Here is a 14,143-nt window from a genome sequence, read left to right as displayed (position 1 = left end):
TTCCGCATTAGGCCGCCAGAACCTCCGACGAGATCGGGTACGACCCGAGCACGTGCAGCGTCCGGCAGTGCGTCTTCACCTCCGCCAGCGCCTTGCTCAAGGCCGCGTCCGACTCATGCCCGTCCACATCGACGAAAAAGTTATATTCCATCTCCGCCTTATGACTGGGGCGGGAGGTTAACATCGTCATGTTGATGCCGGCCCGCTGAAAAACAAGCAGCACCTCAACCAAGGCCCCCGCGCGATGCGCCGTTACAAACATCAAGCTCGTCCGGTCGCGCCCCGTCGGTCGCGTCTCGTCCTTGCCCAGCACGAAAAACCGCGTGGCGTTATTCGCGTGGTCCTCGATGTTCTCCGCCAGCAGCGTCAGGTCGTAAAGCTTCGCGGCAACGCGACTTCCAATCGCCGCCGCATTCTTCTGCCCGGCCGCCATCTCCGCCGCCCGGCTGGTGCTCGGCGCCGGCGAGATCTTGGCACTCAGCCCCGTCTGCCCCAGCCATCGCTGGCACTGAACAAACGCCTCGTGCTTCGAATAGACCACTTCGATCTCATCCTGCTTGCAGCGCGCCATCAGGTTATGGTGAATCGCCCGGTACATCTCGCAGCAGATCCGCGTCCCGTATTCAACAAAGGCGTCGAGCGTATCCAGCACCGCGCCGCTCGTGGAGTTCTCCACCGGCACCACGCCATAGTCCACATGCCCCCGGCTCATCTCCTCGAAGATCGCCCGGATGTTCGACAGCGGCTCGTACTCCACCGACGCCCCGAACTTTCCCATCGCCGCCTCATGCGTATACGACCCCTGCGGGCCCAGATACCCCACCCGCGGCGGTCGCTCCAATGCAAACGATGCCGACATCAATTCGCGATAGATCGCCAGCAGCGACTCCCGCGACAACGGCCCGCCCGACAAGGCCGTCACCTTGTCCAGCACTGCGCGCTCGCGGTCCGGTGCAAAGACCCCGGCCCCGGACTGGGCCTTGATCTTCCCGATCTCCACCGCCGCCGCCGCTCGGTCATTCAGCGCCCGAACGATCTGCTCGTCGAGCGTGTCGATTCGCCTGCGAAGTTCCTCGAGAGTCGCCATGCGCCACCGTGCCGATTCGCCGCGTGCCGATCGACGGGAAAACTTCGCATTCCAATCGTTAGACCCCGGATTGTCAAGGATTTAGCGATTCCGCCGCGCCTCAGGCCCGGGAAAGCACAGGAGAGGAATTACCCGGACCTCGGACGCGCCGCCTGACCGTGCGTAAAGACCCAATTCGTTGGCCAATCTTCAAATTTATTTCCGCCGCGGGTTGGACCGGAACCGACGATCCTGTATCATCTTAGGATCAAGGTTCCGTTTGCACCGGCCCGAAGTGCCTGGCTCGTGGCATGCGGAAAATGCGGAGGAATGCGTCCCGGCCGCCGGCTGTCCCAAGCCGCCCATCAAGCTCGGCTGCCCTTTCGACGCTCAGTTTGAAGTTGAATCACAGGCGTTTACTAACTAACTCCCGGGGGGAATCGAACACGCTGTTCCGGTAATCAGTGACACCGGCATGGCATATTCGTTTTCGCTGGGGACCTTTCGTTGAAGTGAATCTCAGGTACACGGAGGAATCATGATGATGTTGAAGTTTTCTCGGTCGATCGCGTTGGCCGCGGCCCTCATGGGCTGCGTCGCTCTTTCCGCCGGCGCGGCGGAACAAATTTGGCGAGTCTCGGGCGGAACGACCAATGTGGTCGTTGAGCCGGCAGTTCTGGATGAACTGGGTCTCCGCGTGACCGCTTCATCCGGCGCATACGGCGATGCCCGCATTCATAACTTTGAAATCCCCATCGACCCGGCGTCTTCGCTGACCATCTCCGCCAACGGCGGCCGGTTTAACGCGATCTCCACCGGCGACATCCGCCATGTCGACGGATTGGTCATCTCCTCCAAGTCCGGCTCCTATACCCTGGACGAACTGATGATCGTCGCCAATGGCGATTCAAACGATGTCGGCTTCTCGATCATGTCCAGGACCGAGCCGCACGGCTTCTCCCCGCTCAAGTCCGAAGACAACAAGGTCGCCCTCGACGTCCCCGGTCATTCCCTCTTCCTCGAGTCCGGCGATCTCGTCATCTCCCCTGATCTCGCCGAGGCCCTGGGCGATCCCACCCTGGCCGGCACCATCCTGGGGCAGTTCGCGACCAGCGCCTCGATCGAGCTCATCAGCGGCGACCTTATGGAGTCCTTCAACGCCCTCGACGCCACGCCGCGCGGCGGCTGCACGCCCTCCACTGGCCCCGACGTCATCGTCGGTGACCTCGTCGTCAACAGCAGCGGCAACTATACAAACGTCGGCTCCATTGACGCCTTTGCCTGGGGCACAACGTCTTGCAACATCGGCAGCGTCAACCTCCTGTGGCAGTCGGGCAACTCCAACCACCCCGTCATCCCTCAGAACATGTACCGCCTCAAGACGGTCGATGGCGCCGCCCGCTTCGAGCAGATCGGCCAGGGCTGGATGAAGCACGCCTTCACCGCCTTGACGCAAAACCTCTGCTGCACCTGCAACGGTTCCGGCGGCAGCGTCCTCGGCGTCGGTTGCTCCGACCCATACACCTCGGGTCGCAACGGCACCCAGTGCACAACCGTCGGCGGCCTGGGCCCGAAGTTTCAGGTGAACGCTCACACCGGCGGATTCACCTTCCCCTACATGTTCCGCAACAACTGCTCGTACATCTCTCATAACAGCACCACGCGCCGCTGCCAGGTTCACGCGGACGACCTGAACTCGGGGCTCAATCCCGGCGCCCTCTACTACGCTGAGGCTCAGTATGTCACCCCGGACGATGCTGCAGCTCTTAATCAGAACAACAACGCCTCTTACGAGCGCATCAACATCTCCGGCGGGCCGAACTACACCGCCTCATCTGCCGCCTCCACCGTCCGCGAGAAAGCCGCCATCCAGGCCTGGAAGGCTGCCGATGCATCCGTCACCGAAACACTCATTGACACCCCGGAGAGCGGCGGCGCAAATTCCAGCGGCCGCCTCATCCTCTCCGCCAAGGCCACCGATCTCGGCGGCGGCCTCTGGAACTATGAGTATGCCCTCTATAACATGAACTCCGATCGATCGGTCTCCCTCTTCAAGGTCGACCTCCCCAATGGCTTTAATGTCACCGACATCGGCTTCCACGACGTCCCCTATCACAGCGGCGACGGCTACAACAGCAACACCTCGAACCCCGTCAACTACGACGGTACTGATTGGCCCGGTGCCTACGGCGGCGGCAACGTCGCATGGGCCGTTGTCCCGGCTTCGCCCGTTGAAAACTCCAACGCCCTCCGCTGGGGCACCCTTTACAACTTCCGCTTTACCGCGAACTCGCCGCCGACCACCGGCGACGTGACCCTCGGCATGTTCAAGGCCGTGTCCGGCCAGCCCGACAGCATCACGGCCAGCACCGTCGTCCCGACGCCGGCCGTCCCGTGCGCCTGCGATGGTGACGTCGATTTGAGTTCTGCCGTCGATGGCCTCGACGTTCAGATGTTCACTGACATGTTCACCGCCGCGATCCCGACCACGGCCTGTGCCGACATCGCCGCCCCGCAGGACGGCGCCCTCGACGCGGCCGACGTGGACGCATTCGTCGATGCCGTCTTGGCCGGCACTTGCAACTAAGTCGGATCGACAACTAAGTTCTCAACCAAAGGCTGCGCCGCGACCCCCGCGGCGCAGCCTTTTCTTATTGATCGCATCCCACCCGCCCCCGCTTAGTCCCCCCTGCGCCCACGCCGAGCGCATGCAGGCCGGCTCCTACAGTTGGCGCGGCGGCGAGGGCAGCCAGACCGACCTCAATGGCGACGACCGCAAGCCGCCTGAGCGAGTTCAGGACCCCAGATATCCGGAAAACCCCAACGCCACCTGCTGCGACGAGGGCGAAGAAACCGCCGCCGTCGCCCGCTCCCAGCCCGCCACCGGCTTCGTCTACATGGTCAACCGCTTCTACGAACCCGAAACCGGCCGCTTCACCCAGGCAGACAGCCTCTCCTTCGACCCCACCCAACTGACCAACGCTCAAAACAATCGCTGGACATATTGCGATAACGACCCTGTAAACGCAACGGACATCAGCGGACTGTGCGCGCTGGCAATACCGGCCGCAGGTACAATCGGCACTATTGCCCTAGGGACAATTCTATATTACCTGCTGATCGTCGCGATTATTCTACTTCTGTTCTACGCTATCTGGAGCGCCGTGACCTCATCAGGTGGCTCTGCACGAGTCGTCAAGTGCCTATGGGTAAGGATCAGTACGGGGAGCCAGATGCTTCTAACAACCTTGTGTCCTTCGGGCGTTGCTGGTCAGATTTGTTGTTACCGATACACCAATCCTGGGGGCGGGTTCGTCTTGGTCTGGCCGGTTCTCTAGCGCGAACGTCATTTGGAGGATTACGGTAATCTCATCATGCTCAAGCCCAACTGCTTGTTCCGAGGTTCTCGCCTGCGATGAGGAATGAAATGAATTGCCCAAGATGCGGAAAGCCCATGGAAAGATGCGTAGTTCAAACCAAGGGACTTCTCGCAAACAGCGAGAAACTATTGGATGCATTCCGGCGAATCGACGAAGCAGAGAAGCAGGGACTGCCAGGATTTGGCGACGGGGGTCTGACCATTCCGATTATCGGCGATGCGGTTAGCAACGTAATGCATTATGCATGGGGCCAACGGTGCCTTTCTTGCCTTTTGGTGGTCGTCGCCGCGGATGGGAACATCCCCTCAGAAGATTTGCCGACCGACTTGAAGCCGCATGGAGGATAACGGGGACGTTCTACCTTCCCCAAAACGCTCCCAATACCAAGCCCCTCGCCAACCATCCCAGCCGCGACGAACTTCCCACCTAATTAGCAGGCTTGCCCGCCCCGTCAGTTTTCCACTTCGCCATCCAATCGCTCATCCCCACCGCCCCTCCGCATCCGCAAAAAGCGCGCACGAGGAGCAAGCTTGAATGAATGGAGATCAATCCACCCACGCACCGCGAGGTAGCGCGCGATGTCACCGGTCCCGACAACTTCAACCGCAAGGCTCAGACCCCAATCCTGCAGCCTAAAGCCTATCGCCTACAGCCTCGCGCCTCACCTCGTTTCCGCCAAAAACCACCCAAAACGCGACTTGCCCCAACACATGCTCGCCACAAGAGTTGCAACCGAAAAAAATCCCGTGTGTCACTATATGTCACCTTCGATTTTGCAGCTCTTGCGCGCATCCGTTCATCGCCCGAATTCTCCCGTCGGAGTAATGAATGATCGCCGCGAAATGGATGGAATTTGAAGTTTTGATTTCTTGGCGTCTTGACGTGTATGGATCGCCCTGTGTCACCGCCCTTGCATTCACCCTGGATCCCGCGACTCCTCATCCCCAACAAAGGCGCAGCATCGTCGTCTCATTTGCCCCCGATAGCGACGCAGAAACGTAGCTCCGCGGCGCAAGCCCGTGGTAATAGGACGCCCAACTCCCAAATGGGGCGACCGAGCGCCGCCCAAAATGTCGGAAAAGACAAAAACGTGAAAAAGATGAGAAACCTACGGACTGACAAACTCGTGCGCCCCGTCGCGCACCGTCAGCACAGGGCAAGGCGCCTTGCGAACCACCTTCTCCGCCACCGAGCCCAAAAGCGCCTGCACCAGACCGCTCCGTCCGTGCGTGCCGAGGACGATCAAATCGATCGACTTCTCCTTGGCGTACCGGACGATCTCAAGAAAGGGCCGGCCCAGCGAAACCTCGGTGACCACGCCGCCGGTGAGGGTCTTCAATTCCTCGTCGGCAAGCTTCTGAAGCTCCGCCTTCGCCCCGGCCAGCATCTCCTCCGGCGGGGGGCCCACCGGCAGGCTGTTGGGGCCCACGGCCATCCAGTATTGATAGGCTTCATCGACGACGTGAAGGACGTGCACCTCGGCGTCGAACTTCTCCGCGAACGCCTTCACGAACTTCAGACTTTGACGCGACATGTCGGAGAAATCCGTCGGAAACAGGATTTTCTTGAGGCTCACCATCTCCAAGACTCCTTCCTCGCCGAGTCGGCGACGACACAACATTCCCGACTATCATATCTTAGCCCGAATATTTCATCAGGTCGGCGTTGAATAGGAATAGAAAAAGCCTCGAAGCCCTGTAGACTGGGGTTTCGTAAGAACATTCCGGTCCATAGGCAGGGAGGCTTTTTCGTGACAGACTGTAACAGCAAACCGATGTTCTTTTCCAGTCTCGGCCGCAAGAAAATCGTGGCCGATTTCACAGGCGGAACGCTCACCTCAGACGCCGGGGGTCTGCTGCTTCGGGAGGTCGAGCGGCGTCTGGGCCTGGTCGATCAACTGGCCGGGGTCATCAACGACCCGCGTGATCCGGCCCGAATTCAACATGACCAGCGGGTCATGCTGGCCCAGCGCATCTTTGCCATTGCGATGGGCTACGAAGATCTCAACGACCATCAAGCCCTGCGGAGCGATCCCGTGCTGGCGGTCCTGACCGGGCGGCCGCCGAGCGCGGATGAGCCGCTGGCCAGCAGTCCGACCTTGTGCCGGCTGGAGAACCGCGTCACGCGCGGCGACCTGGCACGAATGTCGCGTGTGCTGGTGGAGCAGTTCATCGCGTCCTATGAATCGCCGCCGGAGGAATTGATCCTCGACTTCGACGCGACCGACGATCCGATCCACGGCAACCAGGAAGGCCGCTTCTTCCACGGCTATTACGACCACCACTGCTTCCTACCGCTGTATGTGTTCTGCGGCTCGCGGCTGCTGGTCTCCTACCTGCGGCCCAGCAACATCGACGGGGCCCATCACGCCTGGCCCATCCTGAAGCTGCTGGTGCAGCGCTTGCGACAGGCGTGGCCCGGGGTGCGGATCATCGTCCGCGGGGATTCCGGCTTCTGCCGCCGGCGAATGATGAAATGGTGCGACCGGCACGGCGTCAAGTACGTGCTGGGCCTGGCCCGCAACACCGTCCTGGAGAAAGCGGCCGAGTCCTTCATGCAGGCGGCCGAGGCCCAGTTCGCCACCACGCAGCAGAAGGTGCGGAACTTCCACGAGATCGAGTACGCGGCGCAGACCTGGGATCGCCCGCGCCGCGTGATCGTCAAGGCCGAGCGGCTGGTTCAGGGGCCCAACGTTCGATTCGTGGTGACCAACCTGACCGACCGCACGCCGAACGATATCTACGACGGTCTGTACACGGCCCGCGGCGACATGGAGAACCGCATCAAGGAGCAGCAGCTCGGGCTCTTCGCCGATCGCACCAGTTGCCACGCCTTCCTGGCCAATCAGTTCCGGCTGCTGTTGTCCTCGGCGGCCTACGTCCTGGTGGAAACGCTGCGCCGCACGGCCCTGGCCGGCACCGAACTGGCCGAGGCCCAGGTGAACACCATTCGCCTGAAACTCTTCAAGGTCGCCGCGCGGGTGGTCGTCTCCGTGCGCCGCGTCGTACTGCGACTGTCGAGCAGCTGCCCCCTGCAGGACCTGTGGCGATCCCTGGTTCCACGACTCCGCCTGATCCCGCCCGCCCCATCATGACCCGAAAAACAACCTGATCACCGCTTGGGGGTAAGGGGGCCCTGCGCGCTCCAACCTCCACCTTCATCCCTCCGCTCACGCACAAAGCCGAAAAACTCCGTCCATCACCATTCGAAGATCACTGATGAAATATGCGGGTTAGCACCCAATCGTCGCCGACCGCCACATTTCCCGTTATACTGGCCTTCGACGGGCCGGATGGGCCGACACCAGGAAGCGCGCAATCATGCGACTAAACGTCATCGAGTCAACCCGATACAGCGAGGAGCGGCGCCTGCCGCCGTGGCTCAAGCGCCAGCTTCCCACCGGCGATGTGCTTCTCCAAACGAGACACATTGTCGAGGCCAGCGGCGTCGCCACCGTCTGCGAAGAGGCCCGCTGCCCCAATCTCAGCGAGTGCTGGTCGCATCGCCACGCCACCTTCATGATCCTCGGCGATCGCTGCACGCGCCGGTGCCACTTTTGTGCCGTCCACACGGCCCGGCCAGATCCCGTCTCCCCCGACGAGCCGCAGCGCCTCGCTCAGGCCGTCGAGCGCCTGGGCCTCAGGCACGTCGTCATCACCGCCGTGGCCCGCGACGACCTCCCCGACGAGGGCGCCGGCCATTTCGCCCAGTGCGTCACCGAGATTCGCCGCCGCTCGCCGGACTGCGCCATCGAAGTGCTCCCCGCCGACTTCCACGCCCGCGACGAATTGCTCGACCTCCTCGTCGACGCCGAGCCCGACATCTACAACCACAATCAGGAGACCGTCGAACGCCTCTCCCCGGCCATCCGTCCCCAGGCCCGCTACGCCCGCACCCTCGAAGTCCTTTGCAAGGTCAAGGTCCGCCGCCCCCGGATGTGGACCAAGAGCGGCCTCATGGTCGGCCTCGGCGAGACCCGCGAAGAACTCACAACGACGATGACCGACCTCCGCCGCGTCGGGGTGGATATCCTGACCGTCGGCCAGTATCTTCGCCCCTCGAAGGATCATGCCCCGGTGGCCCGCTACTACGAGCCGTCGGAGTTTGATGAGTTAACCGCCGAGGCCCGCTCGCTCGGCTTCGCCAGCGTGGCCTGCGGTCCATTCGTCCGCTCCAGCTACAACGCGGCAGACGTTTATGAATCGATCAAGCGCCAACGGAGGGCGTGAGTTGTCCGGCACCATCTTGGATCGTCTTCGGGGGAAGTTCATCGTCTTCGACGGAATTGATGGAGCGGGAAAGGGAGCCCAGCTCAATCTTCTTGAGAAGGCCCTGCACGACTGCAAAATCGAAACCGCCCGCGCCCGCGACCCCGGCGGCACCCCCATCGGCGACCGCATCCGTCACGTCCTTCTCGACTACGACCTGTCGGAGATGGACGTCCGCTGCGAGGCCTTCCTCTTCATGGCCTCGCGCGCCCAACTCGTCACCGAAGTCGTCAAGCCCGCCATGAAAGCCGGCAAGGCCTGCCTCGGCGACCGTTACGTCTCCGCCACCTGCGCCTACCAGGGCGCCGCCGGCTATGATCCCGCCGGTGTCATTGATCTGGCACGTTTCGCCATCGGCGACGTCTGGCCCCACTTGACCATCATCCTCGACGTCCCGCCCAAGCAGGCCCACGAGCGCACCGGCCGCAAGCCCGCCGCCGGCAAAAAAGCCGACGCCTCCGCTGCCCGTCATCCGACCCTCTTTCACGACGTCCACACCGACGCCATGGAGGCCCGGCCCTTCAACTTCCATGAAAAAGTCCACGAGTTGTTTCTCATGCTTCCGACCTTCTATCCCGCCCCGGTCGTCATCGTCGACGGAATGGGCAGCGTGGAAGAAGTGCAGAAACGCGTCATGAAGGCCATCGCCGATGCAGCCCTCTGACGTTCAATACCAGGAAGAGGCCAAGTCGCTCCTCCGCAGAGCCCTCGCCTCCGGCCGCCTTCCCCACGCCTACGTCTTCAGCGGTCCGCCCGGCGTCGGCAAGGAGATGCTCGCCAATTGCCTCGCCCAGGTCCTGCTCTGCGGCGCATCCGCGTCGACACAGGAGCCGCCCGCACAGGGCCTGTTCGGCGCGCCCCCCGAGGTCGAGACCCCGCGTGACGAGTTGGAGCCGTGCGGCCAGTGCGTCGATTGCGAACTGTTCGCCGCCGGGACACATCCCGACTTCCACCGCGTCCATCGCATGTTGGCCAAACACCACCCCGACAGCAATGTGCGCAACCGAAAGGCGACCGTCCTCGGCGTCGACGTCATTCGAGAATTCCTCATCAAGCCCATCGGCGTGCGCCCCAGCCGCGGCCGTGCGAAGTTGTTCATCGTCGCCGAGGCCGAGCGGCTCAGCGACGAAGCCCAGAACGCCATGCTCAAGACACTCGAAGAGCCGCCTGGCCACAGCTACCTGATTCTCCTCGCCGATTCCGCCGACAGTCTCCTCGCCACAACGCGATCGCGATGCCAGCCCATCCACTTCGGCGCGCTGCCCGACGAGTTCGTCGCCGCTCAGGTGATGAGCCGGTCATCCATAACCAAGTCCGAGGCGAAGTTTCTCGCGGCGCTCTCTCAAGGCAGCCTTGGCCTGGCCCTCCGCTACACCGGCATGGGCCTGAACGAACGAATGAACGCCATCGTCGGCATGGTCGAACGCGCCGCCGTCTCCCCGATCGCCGCTTCCAAGGCCATGCAGGACCTCGCCAAGGAACTCGCCGCGATCCTCAAGAAGCACACGGTCGATGACGACGGCGACACCAATAACGCCCGCGATGCCCAGCTCATCGTTTGCGCCATGATCGCCACCGTCCTTCGTGACGTCCTCCGTGTTCACGTTGGTGCCTCCCCCGTATCATTCGCGGTCGATGCACGGGTGCGGTCGATGGCGGCGGTTCGAGATTCGCAGGGCATCCGCGCCGCGATCAAGTCCGCCGGTCGTGCTGAGTATCACGTTGCAAGAAACGCAAACGCCGGTCTGATCTTCGACGAGGTCGCCATCCAGTTGTGCCCGCGGTCCGCGGTCGGTCAGCGATGACTTTCACCATCTCAGATTTGTGAATGAGGCGTCAACCATGAGCGCAAACAAATCCACCGAAAACCCTCCCCCCGGTGACACGTCTAATCGCTTCACCGAATTCGCCGTCATCGCCGCGCTGATCCTCGTCGTCCTCATCGGGGCCGTAACCCTCCTCGGCGAGCGTTTCTCCGGCGAGAAGCAGCAAACGCCCACATCTCAATCAGTTCAATAACGCCCGTCACCCATCCGGCCGATACTAGCGCATGGATCATTCGCTCCGCAGATCGGCATGGTGGGGGCCCGGCAGCGCCGCCTTCCTCGTCATCTGGCTCGCGCTGCTCTACTTCGGCCGCGAGCAACTTTTCCGCGATCCCGGCACCCTCTGGCACACCGTCGTCGGCGAGCGCATGCTCAGTGAGCACGCCTACATCGACCACGATCCCTTAAGCTTCACCTTCGAGTCAAAGCCCTGGATCGCCCAGCAGTGGCTCGGCGAGTGTGCCATGGCCCTGGCCCACCGCGCCGGCGGTCTCGATGCACTATTGCTCCTCGCCGCCACCGTCCTCGCCGCGACCTACGCTTTTATCTTCGGTCGCCTGCGCACCGCCGGAGCCCGTCCTCCCGTCGCGGCCCTCCTCATCGCCCTGGTCATCGCCGCCTCGAGTTACCACTTTCACCCGCGCCCGCACCTCGCCTCGATCGCCTTCATGGCCATGTGCTATGCGCTGGTCTGTGACGTTGAAGCGGGTCGCCAATCTCCCCGACGACTCCTGCTCCTCATCCCGTTGTTCGTCGCATGGACCAATCTCCACGGCGGAGCCCTCGGCGGAATTGTCACCGTGGCGATCGTCATCCTCTGCTGGATCGGCATGATGCTCGTCGCTGCCCACGGCGACCTCACCGCCCCGCGCCTGCGCAGCCGCGCGCTAGGACTCTTCGTCCTCCTCATCGCCTGCGCCGGCAGCGTCTTCGTGAATCCCCGCGGCGCGGAACTGCCGCGCGTCTGGCTCGACCTGATGAAGTCAGGCGTCGTCGCAAAAATCATGAGCGAACATGCCCCGCTGAAGTGGACCAGCGTCGAAGCACTGATGATCGGCTCGCTTGCGGCCTGCTACCTCGCCGTGCTCGCATCCACATGGCGTCGAATGCTCCGCGTCACCTGGCTGCTTCCGCTCCTTTGGCTCGCGCTCACCGTCTCCCGCGTCAGGCACGGCCCGCTCTTCGCCGTCCTCGCCGGTCTCGCCATTGCCGAGATGCTGCCCCATTCGTCGCTGGCGACATCGCTTGGTGAACCCATGCCGGAGATGGGGCCAGCAAATCGCCGCGCCCGGACGCGCATTGCCCCGGTCGCCATCGCCGCCTTCAGTCTCGCATTGGCGATTCAGGCCGCCGGACTGCACATCCCATTGCTCGGCACAGGCTGGGCGCGGTTAAACCCCCGCTATTGGCCCGTCGAAGCGGCGCCCGCGCTGCGCGAGGCCATCGCGAAGTCCGGCGATCCGCGCGTCTTCAATCAGATGACCTTTGGTGGCTACCTGATCTACGCCGTCCCGGAGTCTAAAGTCTTCATTGACGACCGCTGCGAACTCTACGGCGACGAATTCCTCATGCAGTACGAGTCGCTGATGAACGCCCCCGAAAAGTTCGACGCCGTCGCGGCAACCTGGCCCTTCCCGCACGTCCTCGTTTCCGCCCGCTCCAAACTTGCCGCCCACCTTGCCGATCATGCCGATTGGCATCTCATCCATGGCGACGCCACGTCCGTCCTGTACGCAAGAAAATCCGCCGTCCCCGCGAACTAGGCGTCAGTTGTTGCCGATCGTATCTACGCCGTTTCTCGTTGCCGCTCGGCGTTCTGAAGCAGGGGGCGCAGAAGTCTTCGTTTGACTTGGCGGAATCTGCCGACTTCCCCTCACCGCGTCCGTCGTCCCGCGCCTCCCATAATGTCTCTCACATTTTCTCCGCCTTAAGTCGCGCCAAGATGCGCGCCGATAGCCACTTGCGCGGATGATGAAACGGCGAGCCAGAATCGCCGGCCGCATCCATTCGACGGGCGTCGCTGCGATGCGTCTCCGTCCTCCGCGCCAGACGCCGACCGGGAGCCCGCGATTATGTCCAAACGAGAACTCATCGAGCGCATCATGCTGATCAACCGATCCGCCCGAAGGGAATTCCTTCAGACCTTTACCGAAAACGAACTCGCCGAATACCTCCGGCAGCTCGAATCCATCGGCCCGATCGAAGAAGTAGTCGCCTGGCCCATGGCGTCCTAAGCCGGCACTCCTCGGCCTCCCATTTGCCCTGACTGCCGCCCCAACCGCCACGCCCATCGTCAATTACATGTTCGCGCGTCGTGCTGCGGTGACGGCCACTTGTAAAGCGTTACGCAATGGCCCCTGCATTTGGTCACTCACTTTGCGGTGTTCATGGGATGAGCTGCAGTTGCAGAATCACGTCCGGTCGTTTGCCGATTAGTAATCCTGCCGTCCCTGGCATCAAGCCCTTGTCGACTACCGAATAATCACCCCGCCGTTCTCAGCCCGAAGGGCTGCGATTTAGTAGGCAGGGGCATCGCCCCTGTTTGCGTGCCCCACCAGCGCCTCGACTCCGACGGGATTGCATCCCGCCGTTCTCAGCCCGAAGGGCTGCGATTTAGTAGGCAGGGGCATCGCCCCTGTTTGTGTGCCCCACCAGCGCCCCGACCCCGACGGGATTGCATCCCGCCGTCCTCAGTCCGAAGGGCTGCGATTTAGTAGGCAGGGGCATCGCCCCTGTTTGCGTGCCCCGCCAGCGCCCCGACCCCGAAGGGGTCGCATTACTGCAATCCCACAAAGCGACTCAACTCCACAAATACCGTTCGTCGTATGAAACGTTGTACTTCTTCACGAACGCAAGATACTCCGCCTCAAACGAAACACTGTGATGATGTTCCTTCTGCCGGGCGATATACGACTTGAGATCGCCCACTTGCGATTCGCCGATGGTGAATGCCCCATACCCCTCCTGCCATTGAAAGTCGGCGAAGTAAGAACCCTTGGTCTTGATCCACTTCGATAAGTCCTTCTTCACGTTCATGATGAGGTCGGCAATAGAAAGAGTCTTTGCCAGACTGATGAGAAGGTGAACGTGATTGGCCGTTCCCCCGGCAGCAAGCAGCGAAGATCCCGCATTTCGGCAGATGCCGCCCATGTATGCGAATAGCTCCGCTTCGATGTCCGGTTTGATGAGATTTGTACGATTCCGCGTGGAAAAGCTGGCGTGCACCAGCAATCGCGTCAGCGTTTGGGCCATTTGCTCTGATCGTCAACCTTGACGATCGCAGCGTCAAGACGACCCCGATGGGGTCGGATCTTCGAATTGCTCCCGCGCAGGGGCGATGCCCCTGCCTACTTAAGTCAGGCCCTTCGGGCCGCGCCGGATGCCCGAGTCTCGGTTGTTCAAACGAGCCTGCTTCTGCTTTCCGGACACCATGCTGTCATTTCGCTGGATTGTTACGCCGCTCGCATCAATGACCCTTACTATGCGGCACCCCGCTTTTTTCTGGACGTCACTCGTCCATTCGCCGCCACCACGACGATTCCCAGACCCGACGAAATCAATGATTCCTCAAAACTCGGCCCTTTATTCTCGGGCATCATTGGG

General features: G+C 62.1%; 12 protein-coding genes. 9 read left to right on the top strand and 3 right to left on the bottom strand.

All coding sequences use genetic code 11. The features are described from left to right. Positions 1 to 7 precede the first annotated feature (7 nt). The gene (gene pheA / locus HS101_15115; GenBank protein MBE7507598.1) at positions 8 to 1,087 is read right to left on the bottom strand and encodes a prephenate dehydratase; all 1,080 of its coding nucleotides are present in this window, start codon (positions 1,085 to 1,087) and stop codon (positions 8 to 10) included. A 523-nt stretch (positions 1,088 to 1,610) separates the two neighbouring features. Between pheA and HS101_15110 the strand changes: the two genes are divergently transcribed. After that, positions 1,611 to 3,653: a hypothetical protein gene (locus HS101_15110; GenBank protein MBE7507597.1), complete on the top strand. Its 2,043-nt coding sequence runs from the start codon at positions 1,611 to 1,613 to the stop codon at positions 3,651 to 3,653. Positions 3,654 to 3,774: 121 nt separating this feature from the next. After that, complete coding sequence (locus HS101_15105; GenBank protein MBE7507596.1) at positions 3,775 to 4,404, top strand: hypothetical protein; 630 nt, start codon at positions 3,775 to 3,777, stop codon at positions 4,402 to 4,404. Positions 4,405 to 5,554: 1,150 nt separating this feature from the next. Here the strand turns inward: HS101_15105 and HS101_15100 are convergent. Further along, complete coding sequence (locus HS101_15100; GenBank protein MBE7507595.1) at positions 5,555 to 6,067, bottom strand: universal stress protein; 513 nt, start codon at positions 6,065 to 6,067, stop codon at positions 5,555 to 5,557. 153 nt (positions 6,068 to 6,220) lie between these two features. Here HS101_15100 and HS101_15095 point away from each other — a divergent pair, with 153 nt between their 5' ends. The 7 genes from HS101_15095 to HS101_15065 all read left to right on the top strand — a co-directional run bounded on the left by HS101_15095 (position 6,221) and on the right by HS101_15065 (position 12,774). Next, positions 6,221 to 7,540, top strand: coding sequence for an IS1380 family transposase (locus HS101_15095; protein ID MBE7507594.1), 1,320 nt, complete (start codon positions 6,221 to 6,223; stop codon positions 7,538 to 7,540). A 226-nt stretch (positions 7,541 to 7,766) separates the two neighbouring features. Next, positions 7,767 to 8,675: a lipoyl synthase gene (lipA, locus tag HS101_15090; protein MBE7507593.1), complete on the top strand. Its 909-nt coding sequence runs from the start codon at positions 7,767 to 7,769 to the stop codon at positions 8,673 to 8,675. Position 8,676: 1 nt separating this feature from the next. Further along, on the top strand, positions 8,677 to 9,378 hold the full coding sequence (gene tmk / locus HS101_15085; protein MBE7507592.1) for a dTMP kinase: 702 nt from the start codon (positions 8,677 to 8,679) through the stop codon (positions 9,376 to 9,378). Beyond that, a complete protein-coding gene (locus HS101_15080) occupies positions 9,365 to 10,519 on the top strand; it encodes a DNA polymerase III subunit (protein MBE7507591.1) in 1,155 nt (384 codons plus the stop codon). The genes tmk and HS101_15080 overlap by 14 nt, the downstream gene beginning before the upstream one ends. Positions 10,520 to 10,556: 37 nt before the next feature. Further along, entirely contained in the window at positions 10,557 to 10,733 is a 177-nt protein-coding gene (locus HS101_15075) for a hypothetical protein (GenBank protein MBE7507590.1), read from the top strand. Between the two features lie 31 nt (positions 10,734 to 10,764). Beyond that, complete coding sequence (locus HS101_15070) at positions 10,765 to 12,303, top strand: hypothetical protein (protein MBE7507589.1); 1,539 nt, start codon at positions 10,765 to 10,767, stop codon at positions 12,301 to 12,303. 309 nt (positions 12,304 to 12,612) lie between these two features. Beyond that, positions 12,613 to 12,774 carry a hypothetical protein gene (locus tag HS101_15065; protein MBE7507588.1) on the top strand — a complete coding sequence of 54 codons (162 nt, stop codon included), beginning with the start codon at positions 12,613 to 12,615 and terminating at the stop codon, positions 12,772 to 12,774. 565 nt (positions 12,775 to 13,339) lie between these two features. Here the strand turns inward: HS101_15065 and HS101_15060 are convergent. Further along, positions 13,340 to 13,792: a transposase gene (locus tag HS101_15060; GenBank protein ID MBE7507587.1), complete on the bottom strand. Its 453-nt coding sequence runs from the start codon at positions 13,790 to 13,792 to the stop codon at positions 13,340 to 13,342. Positions 13,793 to 14,143: the final 351 nt, after the last annotated feature.

Source organism: Planctomycetia bacterium (assembly GCA_015075745.1).
Lineage (GTDB): Bacteria > Planctomycetota > Phycisphaerae > UBA1845 > UTPLA1 > UTPLA1.
This window is presented reverse-complemented; position numbering and strand designations above follow the sequence as displayed.